Below are 15,989 nucleotides of genomic sequence, written 5' to 3' on the forward strand. Positions count from 1 at the left end.
TCAGGTTACGTCGGTCTCTCGGCGGGCGGCCCGCTCAGGCGGACGCGGCCCTGGTCAGCAGCTCGCCGCCGGTGATGCGCACACCGCGCGCCCAGTCGGCGGCCCGCATCGGCTTCTTGCCCTGCGGCTGCACCCAGAGCAGCTCGACGGCGTGCGAACCGGTGCCGACGTACACGTTGTTCTTGCCCGCGGACAGCTCGCCGGGGGCGAGGTCGGTGCGGTCGGCGACCAGGGCCGTCTGCACCAGCTTCAGGCGCTCGCCGCGGAAGACGGTCCACGCGCCGGGCGCGGGCGTGCAGCCGCGCACGATCCGGTCGACGCGCAGCGCCGGGGCCGCCCAGTCGACCTGCGCGTCCTCAACGGTGATCTTCGGAGCGAGCGTGATGCCGTCGGCGGGCTGCGCGACGGGCTTCAGCGAACCGTCCTCGATGCCGTCCATGGTCGCCACGAGCAGCCCCGCCCCGGCGAAGGCCAGCCGGGTCAGCAGGTCGCCACTGGTGTCGCTCGGCCGTACGTCCTCGGTGACCACCCCGTACACCGGCCCCGAGTCGAGGCCCTGCTCGATCTGGAAGGTGGACGCGCCGGTCACCTCGTCGCCCGCCATCACCGCGTGCTGCACGGGGGCCGCGCCGCGCCAGGCGGGCAGGAGGGAGAAGTGCAGGTTGACCCAGCCGTGGGCGGGGATCTCCAGGGCGGACTTGGGCAGCAGCGCGCCGTACGCGACGACCGGGCAGCAGTCCGGGCCGATCTCGCGCAGCCGCGCCTGGAACTCCTCGTCGCGCGGCTTCACCGGCTTGAGCACCTCGATGCCCGCCTCCTGCGCGCGCTCCGCGACCGGGCTCGCGACGAGACGCCGGCCGCGGCCGGCCGGGGCGTCGGGCCGGGTGACCACGGCGACGACCTCGTGCCGCGAGTCGATCAGGGCGTCCAGGGCGGGGACGGCGACCTCGGGGGTGCCGGCGAAGACGAGCTTCATGGGTGGCGAGCCTCTCGTTCGGGCGAAGGAACGGCCCGACGGACCTGTGGACGCGGGCAGCGCACCAGTCTAGGGGCGCGGCCCCCGGACCGCTCCGGGGGGCGACCGCGGCGGCGGGGCGGGCGGGCCCCCGGCGCCCTCGAACGCTCCGGAGGCCGGGGGCGTACACATATCCGTGCGCCCCGCGCATATGCGGACGCGCCCCTGGAGCGTGACCACAACACCGGGTGGCGCGTTGGTCAAAAGAGATTGACCGAAACGGGTCGCCAACCTGACGGCCCCGTCCTTCTTCGTCCTTCTTCATTCAACGCCGGTTCGAGAGGCTTTTTCATGGCCGACCACGCAACCCATGACGCCCAAGCGCGGGCCAGCCTGCACCTGTTGGTACGGGACATCGAGCGGGTCCGCCGGCAGGTGGACGCACTGCGTACCCTCACCGCCCAGTTGGGCAACGTCTACCGCCCGCGCCGATCGGGCCCCTCCACGGGCTTCGTCGTGTACGGGCGGGCCCCTGCCCCGACCGTCCGCCTCGCGCAGGAACTGCGGGACAGCGTCGAGACCCTGGTGACCGCCGCCGTGGACTTCGACCGCTCGCTCGGGTTCTCGTGGGACGCGGTGGGTTCGGCGCTCGGGGTCACCAAGCAGGCGGTGCACCGCCGGTACGGCGTACGCCGGGCGGCCGCACAGTCCGCCGCCGGGGCCGGGGCCGGGGCCGCAGCCGCCGCCCAGGATCCGAACAGCGCGGATGCCGCGTCCTCCGGGGGCCCGGTCTCCCCCGCCCCCGCCGCCGCGGCGTCGAACGGGGCGGTCACGACCGCGCCGGCTCCGACGGTGACGCGGACGATGCCGGGCATGCTCCCGGCGGTGCCCGCGGCGCGGTCGATGCCGCCGCAGCCGTCGGCCTCCAGCCAGGCGCTCCGCGAGGATTCCCGTCCCCTGCCGCCGCCCTTCCTCAGCCCCCGCAACGGCTGACCCCCCTCCCCCGCAAGGCCCTCGCCGTCTTCCGGCGGGGGCCTCGGCCACGCCGCCTCGGGGCGCTCGCCGGGTTCCGCGGGCCCGTGTGGTGGCTGGTGGCGCCGTTCCCGTGCCCCTGACGGCGTGCCCTGCGGGCAGCCGTCCCCGGGGCGGGGGGCGGGGGCTGACCGGGGGCCGCCCCGGCTCCGCCGCTGCCCGCGCGCCCGGAAGGCTTCCGGTCAGTCCCGTCACGGGCGGCCGGTTCCTGTACGTACGCCCCCTCAGCCGATGTCCGGCGGGTCCACCCGGATCCGCACCCCCTCGCCCCCGCCTCCCCGCGCCAGCCGCGCCGCCTGCGCCACCTTCAACGCCGACGCCAGCGCCGCCCCCCTCCCCTGCGGCACCCGCACCAGCGCCCTCTCCCACCGCTCCCCCACCGGCGGGTCCTGCGCCCGGCGCGGCCTTCCCGCCTCCGTCACCGGCAGCGGGATCGGCCCCAACACCTCTGCCTCGGCGGGCAGTTCCGCGACCCGCAGGAACTCCTCCACGTCCTCCGCCCGCCCGCTGACCGCCGCCATCCGCGACACCGGCGGGAAGCCCAGCTCGGCCCGCTCGGCCAGTTCCCGCTGCGCGTTCCCCACGGGGTCCCAGCGCACCAGTGCCTGCACCGGCCGCAGCGTCGGTTCGGCGACGACGACCACGACCCCGCCCGCCTCCTGGCCCCGTACCAGCGAGGCCGCCGCGATCCACCGCCGCAGCGCGTCCTCCCCGGCGCGCAGGTCGGGCCGGCCGAGCATGGCCCAGCCGTCGAGCAGCAGCGCCGCCGCGTACCCGCCCTCGGCGACCGGCTCGGCCCCCGGCGTGCTCACGACCAGCGCCGGAGCCCCCGGCACCACGTCCAACACGTGGTCGCGCCCCGACGTCCGCACCGGCACCGCCGGAAACGCCCGCCCCAGCTCCTCCGCGGTCCTGCGCGCCCCCACGATCTGCGCCCGCAGCCGGTGGAACCCGCACTCCGCGCACCGCCACCCGCTCTCGGTCCGCCCGCACCACCCGCACCGCAGGTCCTGCGCGTCGGGGGCCTCCAGCGGGCCCGCGCAGTTCCCGCACCGGGCGGGCGTCCGGCAGCGCTCGCACGCCAGCTTCGGGACGTACCCGCGCCGGGGCACCTGCACCAGGACGGGACCGGTCTTCAGCCCCTCCCGCACGGTCTGCCAGGCGAGGCTCGGCAGCCGTGCCGCCCGCGCCGCCTCGTCCCGCGCCAGCTCCTGGTCGCCCACGGTCCGTACGAGCGGGGCGGACCTGCGCACCTGCTCCCGTGCGGCGGCCAGCGGCCGCGCCCACCCGCTCGCCACCAACTGCGCGGCCTCCACCGTGCAACTCGTGCCGCCCAGCAGGAAGGCGCACTTGTCGAGGGTCGCCCGCAGCTCCAGCACTTCCCGGGCGTGCGGCAACGGGGCGTGCGGTTCACTCAGGCTGGAGTCCCCGTCGTCCCACACCACGACCAGCCCCAGGTCCCTGACCGGTGCGAACATCGCCGACCTGGTCCCGACCACCGCCCGCACGGCCCCCCGCCGCACGGCGAGCCACTCCCGGTACCGCTTCTCGGGCCCGGCGTCCGCGGTGAGCACCGCGTGCCGCCCCGCCCCCAGCACGTCGGCGAGCGCGGCGTCCACCCGCTCCACGCTCCGCCCGTCGGGCACGACCACCACGGCGCCCCGCCCCGAGGCGAGCGTCGCAGCGACCGCCCGGGCGATCTCCTCGGCCCAGAGCGGCCCCGGCAACGCCGTCCACACGGCCCGCGGCGCACCGCCCCCGGCCAGCGCCTCCAGAAAGGCCGGCCCCTGCTCGTACCGCGTCCAGCTCCCCGCGTCGGGAGCCCCGGGCGCGGGCAGCGGCGGCGGGAAGTCCTTCTTCTCCGCCCGCGCGTTCCTGGGCGGAATGGCCAGCTGCAACACGTCCGCCAGGCTTCCCGCGTACCGGTCGGCGACCGCCCGCGCCAGCCCCAGCAGCTCCGCGCTGAGCACCGGTTCCGGCGACACCACCTGGGCCAGCGCCGCCAGCGGCCCCTGGTAGTCGGACTCGGCGACCCGTTCGACGACGAACCCGTCGATCAGCCCGCCGCCCTCCCGGCGCCCGTCCCGCACCCGGTGCGCGCCGGCTCCGAACCGCACCCGCACCCGCACCCCCGGCTGGGCGTCGGCGTCCAGCTCCTCGGTCACGGCGTAGTCGAAGTACCGGTCGAGGTGCAGCACGCCCTTGTTCACCATGACCCGTGCGACGGGCAGCTCCTCGGCCAGCGGCGCCCCCCGCCACGTCCGCGGCTTCGCCTTCGGCACCTGCTTCTCGTGCCGGAGGAACTCCCGCATCAGCGCCAGCTGCTCGGGCGGCCCCTCCACCGCGTCCTGCCCCTGCTCGTCGTTGCTGCTCACAGCCCCATACCTACCAGAAGGGACTGACAGCCCGGCCGCTGTGCCGCTCACGCCCCGCGCCGCAGGCACCCGACAACGCGACGGCCCCACACCGCGTCCGGGCGGTGTGGGGCCGTCGCGCGGGCGATGCCCGTGCGCGTCGTGAGGTCCTACAGGCCGGCGGCCTGCTTCAGGGCCTCCACGCGGTCGGTGCGCTCCCACGTGAAGTCGGGCAGCTCGCGGCCGAAGTGGCCGTACGCGGCCGTCTGCGCGTAGATCGGGCGCAGCAGGTCGAGGTCGCGGATGATCGCGGCCGGGCGGAGGTCGAAGACCTCGGCGATGGCGTGCTCGATCTTGTCGGTGTCGATGGTGGCGGTGCCGAAGGTCTCGACGAAGAGACCGACCGGCTCGGCCTTGCCGATCGCGTACGCGACCTGGACCTCGCAGCGCGAGGCGAGACCGGCGGCCACGACGTTCTTGGCGACCCAGCGCATCGCGTACGCGGCCGAGCGGTCGACCTTGGACGGGTCCTTGCCGGAGAAGGCGCCGCCGCCGTGGCGGGCCATGCCGCCGTACGTGTCGATGATGATCTTGCGGCCGGTAAGGCCCGCGTCGCCCATCGGGCCGCCGATCTCGAAGCGGCCGGTCGGGTTCACCAGCAGGCGGTAGCCCTCGGTGTCCAGCTTGATGCCGTCCTCGACGAGCTGCTTGAGGACGTGCTCGACGACGAACTCGCGGATGTCGGGCGCGAGCAGGGAGTCCAGGTCGATGTCGGACGCGTGCTGCGAGGAGACGACGACCGTGTCGAGACGGACGGCCTTGTCGCCGTCGTACTCGATGGTGACCTGGGTCTTGCCGTCGGGGCGCAGGTAGGGGATCGTCCCGTTCTTGCGGACCTCGGACAGGCGGCGCGACAGACGGTGCGCGAGGTGGATCGGGAGCGGCATCAGCTCCGGGGTCTCGTCGCACGCGTAGCCGAACATCAGGCCCTGGTCGCCCGCGCCCTGCTTGTCGAGCTCGTCCTCATCGCCCTCGACGCGCTTCTCGTACGCCGTGTCGACGCCCTGCGCGATGTCCGGGGACTGCGCGCCGATGGACACCGAGACGCCGCAGGAGGCGCCGTCGAAGCCCTTCTTGGACGAGTCGTAGCCGATGTCGAGGATCTTCTCGCGCACGAGCTGGGCGATCGGCGCGTACGCCTTCGTGGTGACCTCGCCCGCGACGTGCACGAGGCCCGTCGTGATCAGGGTCTCCACGGCGACCCGGGAGGTCGGGTCCTCCCGCAGGAGCGCGTCGAGAATCGTGTCGCTGATCTGGTCAGCGATCTTGTCGGGGTGGCCCTCGGTCACGGACTCCGAGGTGAAGAGACGACGGGACACAACGCTCCCTGGGGTTGCAGCGGCTGCTGGCTGATCATTGGCGGACCTGCCGGGAGCTGCGCCCGGCGTCGGTCCGCGACCACTTTATCGGTCGCTCCCGCCCAGCGGACCACGTGTCTCACCGAATCACGGTTGTGTGATTCGAGGCACTGCGTCGCGCGGCACGGAAGAAGGACGGGATGGAGGAGGGAAAAAGGCGATTCGAACGCTTTGTCCACTCCCGAAGAGATGCGCGAGGCGTCAGGCGCGTCCGGTTTCCAGCCGGGGAACGACCAAATCCCACACGACATCCGCCAGGGCTTCCTTCGGACCGTACGGGACCGGGGTCTGCGCCCCGTCCGCCGCGAGCACCACGGCCTCGTTCTCCTCGGAGCCGAAGGTCTTGTGCTCCCCCACCTCGTTGACGACGAGCAGGTCGCAGCCCTTGCGCAGCAGCTTCTTGCGCCCGTTGGCGAGTACGTCGTCGGTCTCGGCGGCGAAGCCGACCACCACCTGGCCGGGCCGCGGCCGGGCCCCGGTGGTGCCGCCCGCGACCTCGGCGAGGATGTCCGGGTTGCGGACGAGGGCGAGCGGCGCGGGCTCCTGGCCGTCCTGCTTCTTGATCTTGCCGGTGGCGTACGTCTCGGGGCGGAAGTCCGCCACGGCCGCGGCCATCACCACCGCGTCCGCGTCGGCGGCGGCCTTCAGGACCGCCTCGCGCAGCTGCACGGCGGTGCCCACGCGCACCACGTCGGCGCCCGCCGGGTCGGGCAGGCCGGTGTTGGCCTCGATGAGCGTGACCCGCGCGCCGCGTGCCAGGGCGGTGCGCGCGAGCGCGTACCCCTGCTTGCCGGAGGAACGGTTCCCCAGGTAGCGGACCGGGTCCAGCGGCTCGCGCGTGCCGCCCGCGCTGATCACGACGTGACGGCCGGCGAGGTCGGGCTCCCCGGCGCCCCTGGCCAGGACGCGGCGGCAGGTCTCGAAGATCTCCACCGGGTCGGGGAAGCGGCCCTTGCCGGTGTCGACGCCGGTCAGGCGGCCGACGGCGGGCTCCAGGACGACCGCGCCCCGGCGGCGCAGCGTGGCGACGTTCTCCTGGGTGGCGGGGTGCTCCCACATCTCCGTGTGCATGGCCGGGGCGAAGAGCACCGGACAGCGGGCGGTGAGCAGGGTGTTGGTCAGGAGGTCGTCGGCGAGGCCGTGCGCCGCCTTGGCGAGCATGTCCGCGGTGGCGGGGGCGACGACGACGAGGTCGGCGTGCTGGCCGATGCGCACGTGCGGGACCTCGTGGACGGAGTCCCAGACCTCGGTGGAGACCGGGTTCCCGGACAGGGCCGACCAGGTGGCGGCCCCCACGAAGTGCAGCGAGGCCTCCGTCGGCACGACCCGTACGTCGTGCCCGGACTCGGTCAGCCGGCGCAGCAGCTCGCACGCCTTGTAGGCGGCGATGCCACCGCTGACCCCCAGGACGACCCTCGGCTTCTCCACCACTACCGCTCCCCGCTCTGTTCGAATGCGTACAGGACCATCACACACCACAGGCCCGACGGGAGTCCCGTCGGGCCTGTGGCGAAGGTGCTCTGGTTGTGCCTACTGGGCCGGGCCCTCGATGGCCTCGGAGGTCAGCAGACCCGCGTTGATCTCACGCAGGGCGATCGAGAGGGGCTTCTCGTGGACGTGGGTGTCCACCAGCGGACCGACGTACTCCAGCAGGCCTTCGCCGAGCTGGGAGTAGTACGCGTTGATCTGGCGCGCGCGCTTGGCCGCGTAGATCACGAGGCTGTACTTGGAGTCCGTGGCCTCAAGCAGCTCATCGATCGGCGGGTTGATGATGCCCTCGGGCGTGGTGATGGAAGAGGACACGCTCTACCTTCCGAAAACTTCCGGGATACCCGGCTTCCCGGAGGACCGGTCTTCTGGGGCGCCCGAAAAAAGTGGACAAAGATCAAACAACTTCCATCAAGGCTAGCAGCTCACGTGCTACGTCCTCGACGGAGGTGTTGACAAGGGTGGTGTCGAACTCGGACTCGGCGGCCAGTTCGACCCTGGCTGCGGCCAGCCGACGCTCGATGACCTCGGCCGACTCGGTGCCGCGCCCGGTGAGGCGGCGGACCAGCTCGTCCCAGTTCGGCGGGGCGAGGAAGACCAGCAGGGAGTCCGACATCGACTCCTTGACCTGGCGGGCGCCCTCCAGCTCGATCTCCAGGAGGACGGGCTCGCCGGCCTCCAGCCGCTCGACGACCGCGTCGCGCGGGGTGCCGTAGCGGTTGCCCGCGAACTCGGCCCACTCCAGCAGCTCGCCGTTGGCGATCAGCTTGTCCATCTCCTCGTCGGTGACGAAGAAGTAGTGCACGCCGTGCTTCTCACCGGGCCGCGGCTTGCGGGTGGTGGCGGACACGGAGAGCCAGACCTCGGGGTGGACCTTGCGCATGTGCGACACGACCGTGCTCTTGCCGACCCCGGAGGGGCCGGAGAGCACGGTCAGCCGCGGACGTGCGTCCGGGGGTACGGGGGACGTCCCCCGGGATGTTGCAGCCATGGAGCGATTATTCCAGCTTCCCGGGCGTGCCCGGACCGCGAGTCAATCGCCGCGCGCGTGGACGGGGAGCACGGCCCGGTCGTCCCGGAGGGACGATCAGGCCGGGCTGCCGCCGAACTCGCGCTCCAGGGATGCGATCTGGTTGGAGCCGAGACCGCGCACCCGGCGGCTCTCGGAGATGCCGAGCCGCTCCATGATCTGCTTGGCGCGGACCTTGCCCACGCCGGGCAGGGACTCCAGGAGGGCGGAGACCTTCATCTTCCCGATGACGTCGTTCTCCTGGCCCTGCTTGATGACCTCGTGGAGGGAAGCGCCGGAGTGCTTGAGTCGATTCTTGACCTCGGCCCGCTCCCGGCGAGCCGCGGCGGCCTTTTCGAGCGCGGCTGCGCGCTGTTCAGGGGTAAGGGGCGGAAGAGCCACGCCTACGTCACCTCGGATGTCGAACTGTCGGATACGGACCGGGCGCAGAGCTAGTAACCCCGCACACGGTGACCAAACACACGGTGGAGCTGTGCGTTTGCTCTCGTCGGAGACTAGCGGGGTTGGCCGCTCCCGTCAGTGAGAACGGACTAAAAGTCCTGGTCAGCCTCGGACGACCAGGACATTTGCCCCATATCGGCCGAGTTTTTGATAAGGATCGCGTCAACATCGCTCCCCGGCTCCCCCGCACGCCTCCCGGGCTCACGGGCTCCGGGGCCCCCGGAGCCCTTCAGGCTCCGGAGACCGCCTCGCGCACCTCGTCCGCGAAGCGCGCCGCGGAATCGCGCAGTCCGGTCCGGTCCGGGCCGTGCCGCAGGACGCCCCGGCTCACGCTCGGCACGACGTTGCCCACGGCCGCGCCGAAGACGCCCGGAAGGTCGGCCGGGGTCGCGCCCTGCGCGCCGATGCCGGGAGCGAGCAGCGGTCCGTTGATCGCGAGGTCCGCGCCCGCGTCGCCCAGGGTCGCGCCGACGACCGCGCCGACGGAGCCCATCGGGTCCGCGCCGGCGTTCTCGGCGGCCATGTGGTCCAGCATGAGCTGCGCCAGCGAGCGCCCGTCGGCGGCGGTGGCGCGCTGCACCTCGGCGCCCTCGGGGTTGGAGGTGAGGGCGAGCACGAAGACACCGGCTCCGTGGGCGGCGGCGAGGTCCAGCGCGGGGCGCAGCGAGCCGAAGCCGAGGTACGGGGAGACGGTCACCGCGTCGGAGAACAGCGGGGAGGCCGGGTCCAGGTAGGTGGCGGCGTACGCGCCCATGGTGGAGCCGATGTCGCCGCGCTTGGCGTCCATCAGGACCAGGGCCCCGGCGGCCCGGGACTCCTCCACGGCCTTCTCCAGGACGGCGATGCCGCGCGAGCCGAAGCGCTCGAAGAAGGCGGACTGCGGCTTGAGGACGGCGACCCGGTCGGCCAGCGCCTCCACGACGGTGCGGGTGAAGGTCTCCAGGCCCTTGATGTCGTCGCCCAGGCCCCAGGCGCTCAGGAGCGAGGCGTGCGGGTCGATGCCGACGCAGAGGGGGCCGCGGGTGTCCATGGCGGCGCGCAGGCGCGTACCGAAGGGGGTCACGGTCATGCGGCGGCCTTCTTACGGGTGTCGGCGCCGACGGCCTCGGCGAGGGTCTGGTACGGGCTGTTGGCCAGGCGCGCCGCCAGGCCCTTGTGGATGGCGCGGGCGTAGCAGGGGCCCTCGTAGATGAAGGCGCTGTAGCCCTGGACGAGGGTCGCGCCCGCGAGGATGCGCTGCCAGGCGTCCTCGGCGTTCTCGATGCCGCCCACCCCGATGAGGGTGAGGTCGTCGCCCACGCGGGCGTACAGGCGGCGCAGGACCTCCAGGGAGCGCGCCTTGACGGGCGCGCCCGAGAGGCCGCCGGTCTCGTTGCGGAGCTCCGGGGAGGACTTCAGGCCGAGGGTCTCGCGGGCGATGGTGGTGTTGGTGGCGATGATGCCGTCCAGCCCCAGCTCCAGGGCCAGGTCGGCGACCGCGTCGACGTCCTCGTCCGCGAGGTCGGGGGCGATCTTGACCAGGAGCGGAACGCGCCGGTCCGTGACCGTGCGGTCGGCCGCCTCCCGTACGGCGGTCAGCAACGGGCGCAGGGACTCGGTGGCCTGGAGGTTGCGCAGGCCGGGGGTGTTCGGGGAGGACACGTTCACGACGAGGTAGTCGGCGTGGGCGGCGAGACGCTCGGTGGACGTGACGTAGTCGGCGACCGCCTCCTCCTCCGGGACGACCTTGGTCTTGCCGATGTTGACGCCGACGGTCGTCCTGAAGACCGGGTTGCGGGCCGCCAGGCGGGCGGCGACGACCTCGGAGCCCTCGTTGTTGAAGCCCATGCGGTTGATCAGCGCGCGGTCCGCGATCAGGCGGAAGAGGCGCTTCTTGGGGTTGCCGGGCTGCGGCTGGGCGGTGACGGTGCCGATCTCGATGTGGTCGAAGCCGAGCATCGCCATGCCGTCGATGGCGACGGCATTCTTGTCGAAGCCGGCGGCGAGACCGAACGGGCCGTGCATGCGCAGGCCCAGGGCCTCGGTGCGCAGCGAGGTGTACCGGGGCGCGAGGGCGGCGGCGACGAACGTGCGCAGAACGGGGACGCGGGCGGCCAGGCGGATCCAGCGGAAGGCCAGGTGATGGGCCTGCTCGGGGTCCATCCGCTTGAAGACGAGGCGGAAGAAGAACTTGTACATGGGTGCCTTCGCAGAGGTCTGGGTGAGGGGGCTCGCGAAGAGGGGGACACCGGATGCTTCCGGTGTCCCCCTCGGCGGCCGCTAGTCCTCGCGGGCCGCGGTCAGCTGTTCCGCGTGTTCCTGGAGGGAGCGGACCCCCACGTCGCCGCGGTTGAGGGCGTCGATGCCCTGCACGGCGGCGGCGAGCGCCTGCACCGTGGTGAGGCAGGGCACGGAGCGGGAGACCGCCGCGGTGCGGATCTCGTAGCCGTCGAGCCGGCCGCCGGTGCCGTACGGGGTGTTGATGATGAGGTCGACCTCACCGTCGTGGATGAGCTGGACGATGGTCTTCTCGCCGTTGGGGCCCTCGCCCTCGGACTGCTTGCGCACGACGGTGGCGTTGATGCCGTTGCGCTTGAGCACCTCCGCCGTGCCCGAGGTGGCGAGCAGCTCGAAGCCGTGGGCGACCAGCTCGCGGGCCGGGAAGATCATCGAGCGCTTGTCGCGGTTGGCGACCGAGATGAAGGTGCGGCCCTTGGTGGGCAGCGGGCCGTACGCGCCGGCCTGCGACTTGGCGTACGCCGTGCCGAAGACCGAGTCGATGCCCATGACCTCGCCGGTGGAGCGCATCTCCGGGCCGAGCACCGTGTCGACGCCGCGTCCGTGCATGTCGCGGAAGCGGCTCCACGGCATCACGGCCTCCTTGACGGAGATCGGCGCGTCCTGCGGCAGCGTGCCGCCGTCGCCGGTCTTCGGCAGCATGCCCTCGGCGCGCAGTTCGGCGACGGTGGCGCCCAGCGAGATGCGGGCGGCGGCCTTGGCCAGCGGCACCGCGGTCGCCTTCGAGGTGAAGGGGACGGTGCGCGAGGCGCGCGGGTTGGCTTCGAGGACGTACAGGATGTCCCCGGCCATGGCGAACTGGATGTTGATCAGTCCGCGCACGCCGACGCCCTTGGCGATGGCCTCGGTGGAGGCGCGCAGGCGCTTGATGTCGTGGCCGCCGAGGGTGATCGGGGGCAGCGCGCACGCCGAGTCGCCGGAGTGGATGCCGGCTTCCTCGATGTGCTCCATGACGCCGCCGAGGTAGAGCTCGGTGCCGTCGTAGAGGGCGTCCACGTCGATCTCGATCGCGTCGTCGAGGAAGCGGTCGACCAGGACCGGCCGGGTGGGGCTGATCTCGGTGGATTCGGCGATGTACGAGGAGAGGCGCGTCTCGTCGTAGACGATCTCCATGCCGCGGCCGCCGAGCACGTACGAGGGGCGGACGAGGACGGGATAGCCGATCTCGTCGGCGATGGCCTTGGCCTCGGCGAAGGTGGTGGCGGTGCCGTGCTTGGGCGCGGGCAGGCCGGCCTCGGCGAGCACCCGGCCGAACGCGCCGCGGTCCTCGGCGGCGTGGATGGCCTCCGGGGAGGTGCCGACGACGGGCACGCCGTTGTCCTTGAGCGCCTGGGCGAGACCGAGCGGGGTCTGGCCGCCGAGCTGGACGATCACACCGGCGATGGGGCCGGCCAGCGACTCGGCGTGGACGATCTCCAGCACGTCCTCGAGCGTGAGCGGCTCGAAGTACAGGCGGTCGGAGGTGTCGTAGTCGGTGGAGACGGTCTCCGGGTTGCAGTTGACCATCACGGTCTCGTAGCCCGCGTCGCTGAGCGCGAAGGAGGCGTGGACGCAGGAGTAGTCGAACTCGATGCCCTGACCGATGCGGTTCGGGCCCGAGCCCAGGATGATCACGGCGGGCTTCTCGCGGGGGGCGACCTCGGACTCCTCGTCGTACGAGGAGTAGAAGTACGGGGTCTTCGCGGCGAACTCGGCGGCGCAGGTGTCGACCGTCTTGTAGACCGGGCGGACCCCCAGCGCGTGCCGGACCTCGCGGACGACGTCCTCGCGCAGGCCGCGGATCCCGGCGATCTGCACGTCGGAGAAGCCGTGGCGCTTGGCCTCGGCGAGCAGCTCGGGGTCGAGCTTGTCGGCGGCGGCCAGCTCGTCCGCGTACTCCTTGATCAGGAAGAGCTGGTCGACGAACCACGGGTCGATCTTCGTGGCGTCGAAGACCTCCTGCTGGGTGGCGCCGGCCCGGATGGCCTGCATGACGGTGTTGATGCGGCCGTCGGTGGGGACCTTGGCGGTCTCCAGCAGCTCGGCCTTGTCGCCGGGCTCGCCGGTGAAGGTGAACTGGCTGCCCTTCTTCTCCAGCGAGCGCAGCGCCTTGTTCAGGGCCTCGGTGAAGTTGCGGCCGATGGCCATGGCCTCGCCGACCGACTTCATGGTGGTGGTGAGGGTGGCGTCGGCGGCCGGGAACTTCTCGAAGGCGAAGCGCGGGACCTTGACGACGACGTAGTCGAGGGTCGGCTCGAAGGAGGCCGGGGTCTTCTCGGTGATGTCGTTGGGGATCTCGTCCAGCGTGTAGCCGACGGCGAGGCGGGCGGCGATCTTGGCGATCGGGAAGCCGGTCGCCTTCGAGGCCAGGGCCGAGGAGCGCGAGACGCGCGGGTTCATCTCGATGACGATGATGCGGCCGTCCTCGGGGTTGACCGCGAACTGGATGTTGCAGCCGCCGGTGTCGACGCCGACCTCGCGGATGATCGCGATGCCGATGTCACGCAGCCGCTGGTACTCGCGGTCGGTGAGCGTCATCGCCGGGGCGACGGTGATCGAGTCGCCGGTGTGGACGCCCATCGGGTCGAAGTTCTCGATGGAGCAGACGACCACGACGTTGTCGTTCTTGTCGCGCATCAGCTCCAGCTCGTACTCCTTCCAGCCGAGGATGGACTCCTCCAGGAGCACCTCGGTGGTCGGGGAGAGCGTGAGGCCCTGGCCGGCGATGCGGCGCAGCTCCTCCTCGTCGTGCGCGAAGCCGGAGCCGGCGCCGCCCATGGTGAAGGAGGGGCGCACGACCACCGGGTAGCCGCCGAGGGTGTCGACGCCCTGGAGGACGTCGTCCATCGAGTGGCAGATGACCGAGCGGGCGGACTCGCCGTGGCCGATCTTCTTGCGGACCTCTTCGACGACTCCCTTGAAGAGGTCGCGGTCCTCGCCCTTGTTGATGGCCTCGACGTTGGCGCCGATCAGCTCCACGCCGTACTTCTCCAGGACGCCCTGCTCGTGCATGGAGATCGCGGTGTTGAGCGCGGTCTGGCCGCCCAGGGTGGGCAGGAGGGCGTCGGGGCGCTCCTTGGCGATGATCTTCTCGACGTACTCCGGGGTGATCGGCTCGACGTACGTGGCGTCGGCGATCTCCGGGTCGGTCATGATCGTCGCGGGGTTCGAGTTGACCAGGACGACCCGCAGGCCCTCGGCCTTGAGGATGCGGCAGGCCTGGGTGCCGGAGTAGTCGAACTCCGCGGCCTGGCCGATGACGATCGGGCCGGAGCCGATGACCAGGACGGACTGGATATCGGTGCGCTTAGGCACGCTGGCCCTCCATGAGCGAGATGAAGCGGTCGAACAGGTAAGCGGCGTCGTGCGGACCGGCCGCCGCTTCGGGGTGGTACTGGACGCTGAACGCGGGCTGGTCGAGGAGCTGGAGGCCCTCCACCACCTGGTCGTTCAGGCAGACGTGGGAGACCTCGGCGCGGCCGAAGGGCGTGTCCGAGACCTTGTCGAGGGGCGCGTCGACGGCGAAGCCGTGGTTGTGCGCGGTGACCTCGACCTTGCCGGTGGTGCGGTCCTGCACCGGCTGGTTGATGCCGCGGTGGCCGTACTTCAGCTTGTACGTGCCGAAGCCGAGCGCGCGGCCGAGGATCTGGTTGCCGAAGCAGATGCCGAACAGGGGGGTCTTCCGGGCGAGGACCTCCTTGATCACCGTCAGGTCCACGGTCGCCGGGTCGCCGGGGCCGTTGGAGAGGAAGACGCCGTCGGGGTGCACGGCGTACAGCTCCTCGGCGCTCGCCGTGGCGGGCATGACGTGGACCTCGATGCCGCGCTCGGCCATCAGCGCCGGGGTCATGCCCTTGATGCCGAGGTCGATGGCGGCGACGGTGAACTTCTTCTCACCGACCGCGGGGACGACGTACGTCTCCTTGGTGGCGACCTCGGCGGAGAGGTCGGCGCCCTTCATCTGGGGGGCTTCCTTGACGCGGGCCAGCAGCGCGGCGTCGTCCGCGAGCGAGGAACCGGAGAAGATGCCGACGCGCATCGCGCCGCGCTCGCGCAGGTGGCGGGTGAGGGCGCGGGTGTCGATCCCGGAGATCCCGACGACGCCCTGCTCGGCCAGCTCGTCGTCCAGGGAGCGCCGCGAGCGCCAGTTGGACGGAACGCGGGCGGGGTCGCGCACGACGTATCCGGCGACCCAGATCTTCGCCGACTCGTCGTCCTCGTCGTTGTAGCCGGTGTTGCCCACGTGCGGGGCGGTCATCACGACGACCTGGCGGTGGTACGAGGGGTCGGTGAGGGTCTCCTGGTAACCGGTCATGCCGGTGTTGAACACCGCCTCGCCGAAGGTCTCCCCCACGGCCCCGTAGGCGCGGCCGCGGAAGCTGCGGCCGTCCTCCAGGACGAGTACGGCGGGAGCCTGTCCGGCTCCCCGGGTGGAGATCGTCATCGTGCGGTGCCTTCCGTAGTACGTACGTTGTTCATGGAGTTGATGGCCTCGACCCAGGCCGCGTGCTCGGCGGCCCTGTCGGAGCGGAAGCCGGAGTCGAGCTGCTTTCCCCCGTGCTCCCAGGTGACGACCAGCAGGCCGCCCTCCGCGAGGACCTTGCCCGCGATGCCCTTGTCGAGGCGGGCCTCGACGAGCCGCTCGCGCGGGACGAAGAAGTCGTCCGCGCCGGGGCGTACGACGTCCAGCCCCTGCTCGGTCAGGGTCAGCTCGACCCGGCTGCGCGTGCCCAGACCGTGGGCGACGATCCGGTCGAGCCACTGTCCGGCGGTGGTGGAGCCGTGGTAGCGGCCGCTCATCCTCAGCTTCGCCGCACCGGGCTCCGCCGGCGATTCGGGGAGCTCGGGCAGGTCCGACTGGAGGGTGGCGCGCCACTTCCAGCCCTGGCGCATCAGCCAGTAGACGAGGGCGACGAAGAGGGCGAGTCCGACGACCCAGCCGATGCGGCCGGCCCAGTTCGTCACCTCCGCCGACTTCGGCTCGGCTGCCAGGCCTGCCGCCATTACCAGGTGAG

At 72.2% G+C, this 15,989-nt stretch carries 13 protein-coding genes; 1 reads left to right on the forward strand and 12 read right to left on the reverse strand.

The features are described from left to right. Positions 1-34: 34 nt before the first annotated feature. The gene (gene fmt, locus ACIP93_RS19890; protein WP_401760688.1) at positions 35-976 is read right to left on the reverse strand and encodes a methionyl-tRNA formyltransferase; all 942 of its coding nucleotides are present in this window, start codon (positions 974-976) and stop codon (positions 35-37) included. A 330-nt stretch (positions 977-1,306) separates the two neighbouring features. On the opposite strand from fmt, the gene ACIP93_RS19895 reads away from it, so the two are divergent. Further along, positions 1,307-1,948: a hypothetical protein gene (locus ACIP93_RS19895; RefSeq protein WP_401760690.1), complete on the forward strand. Its 642-nt coding sequence runs from the start codon at positions 1,307-1,309 to the stop codon at positions 1,946-1,948. A 263-nt stretch (positions 1,949-2,211) separates the two neighbouring features. On the opposite strand, the gene ACIP93_RS19900 is transcribed toward ACIP93_RS19895, so the two are convergent. The 11 genes from ACIP93_RS19900 to ACIP93_RS19950 all read right to left on the reverse strand — a co-directional run bounded on the left by ACIP93_RS19900 (position 2,212) and on the right by ACIP93_RS19950 (position 15,978). After that, complete coding sequence (locus ACIP93_RS19900) at positions 2,212-4,362, reverse strand: primosomal protein N' (RefSeq protein WP_401760692.1); 2,151 nt, start codon at positions 4,360-4,362, stop codon at positions 2,212-2,214. A 149-nt stretch (positions 4,363-4,511) separates the two neighbouring features. Continuing rightward, on the reverse strand, positions 4,512-5,720 hold the full coding sequence (metK, locus tag ACIP93_RS19905) for a methionine adenosyltransferase (protein ID WP_345224982.1): 1,209 nt from the start codon (positions 5,718-5,720) through the stop codon (positions 4,512-4,514). A gap of 240 nt (positions 5,721-5,960) precedes the next feature. Then, positions 5,961-7,187, reverse strand: coding sequence for a bifunctional phosphopantothenoylcysteine decarboxylase/phosphopantothenate--cysteine ligase CoaBC (gene coaBC, locus ACIP93_RS19910; protein ID WP_345224980.1), 1,227 nt, complete (start codon positions 7,185-7,187; stop codon positions 5,961-5,963). A 102-nt stretch (positions 7,188-7,289) separates the two neighbouring features. Then, positions 7,290-7,562: a DNA-directed RNA polymerase subunit omega gene (rpoZ, locus tag ACIP93_RS19915; RefSeq protein WP_003970369.1), complete on the reverse strand. Its 273-nt coding sequence runs from the start codon at positions 7,560-7,562 to the stop codon at positions 7,290-7,292. A gap of 82 nt (positions 7,563-7,644) precedes the next feature. Continuing rightward, the gene (gmk, locus tag ACIP93_RS19920) at positions 7,645-8,238 is read right to left on the reverse strand and encodes a guanylate kinase (protein ID WP_345224977.1); all 594 of its coding nucleotides are present in this window, start codon (positions 8,236-8,238) and stop codon (positions 7,645-7,647) included. Positions 8,239-8,334: 96 nt separating this feature from the next. Beyond that, complete coding sequence (locus tag ACIP93_RS19925) at positions 8,335-8,658, reverse strand: integration host factor (protein WP_003970367.1); 324 nt, start codon at positions 8,656-8,658, stop codon at positions 8,335-8,337. A gap of 289 nt (positions 8,659-8,947) precedes the next feature. Then, positions 8,948-9,787: an orotidine-5'-phosphate decarboxylase gene (gene pyrF / locus ACIP93_RS19930; protein WP_401760695.1), complete on the reverse strand. Its 840-nt coding sequence runs from the start codon at positions 9,785-9,787 to the stop codon at positions 8,948-8,950. Continuing rightward, on the reverse strand, positions 9,784-10,896 hold the full coding sequence (locus ACIP93_RS19935) for a quinone-dependent dihydroorotate dehydrogenase (RefSeq protein ID WP_401760696.1): 1,113 nt from the start codon (positions 10,894-10,896) through the stop codon (positions 9,784-9,786). The genes pyrF and ACIP93_RS19935 overlap by 4 nt, the downstream gene beginning before the upstream one ends. An 81-nt stretch (positions 10,897-10,977) precedes the next feature. Continuing rightward, complete coding sequence (carB, locus tag ACIP93_RS19940) at positions 10,978-14,289, reverse strand: carbamoyl-phosphate synthase large subunit (protein ID WP_345224970.1); 3,312 nt, start codon at positions 14,287-14,289, stop codon at positions 10,978-10,980. Then, entirely contained in the window at positions 14,282-15,418 is a 1,137-nt protein-coding gene (carA, locus tag ACIP93_RS19945) for a glutamine-hydrolyzing carbamoyl-phosphate synthase small subunit (RefSeq protein ID WP_401760698.1), read from the reverse strand. Before carA ends, carB begins: the two co-directional genes overlap by 8 nt. Continuing rightward, the gene (locus ACIP93_RS19950) at positions 15,415-15,978 is read right to left on the reverse strand and encodes a hypothetical protein (protein WP_345226657.1); all 564 of its coding nucleotides are present in this window, start codon (positions 15,976-15,978) and stop codon (positions 15,415-15,417) included. Before ACIP93_RS19950 ends, carA begins: the two co-directional genes overlap by 4 nt. Between the last annotated feature and the right edge of the window lie 11 nt (positions 15,979-15,989).

It is taken from the genome of Streptomyces sp. NPDC088745, assembly GCF_044751045.1.
Lineage (GTDB): Bacteria > Actinomycetota > Actinomycetes > Streptomycetales > Streptomycetaceae > Streptomyces > Streptomyces cremeus.

Excerpts from the sequence above, each read along its gene's own strand:
- fmt (WP_401760688.1), bottom strand. The coding sequence starts at position 976 with ATGAAGCTCGTCTTCGCCGGCACCCCCGAGGTCGCCGTCCCCGCCCTG.
- ACIP93_RS19895 (WP_401760690.1), top strand. The coding sequence starts at position 1,307 with ATGGCCGACCACGCAACCCATGACGCCCAAGCGCGGGCCAGCCTGCAC.
- gmk (WP_345224977.1), bottom strand. The coding sequence starts at position 8,238 with ATGGCTGCAACATCCCGGGGGACGTCCCCCGTACCCCCGGACGCACGT.
- pyrF (WP_401760695.1), bottom strand. The coding sequence starts at position 9,787 with ATGACCGTGACCCCCTTCGGTACGCGCCTGCGCGCCGCCATGGACACC.
- ACIP93_RS19935 (WP_401760696.1), bottom strand. The coding sequence starts at position 10,896 with ATGTACAAGTTCTTCTTCCGCCTCGTCTTCAAGCGGATGGACCCCGAG.
- carA (WP_401760698.1), bottom strand. The coding sequence starts at position 15,418 with ATGACGATCTCCACCCGGGGAGCCGGACAGGCTCCCGCCGTACTCGTC.
- ACIP93_RS19950 (WP_345226657.1), bottom strand. The coding sequence starts at position 15,978 with ATGGCGGCAGGCCTGGCAGCCGAGCCGAAGTCGGCGGAGGTGACGAAC.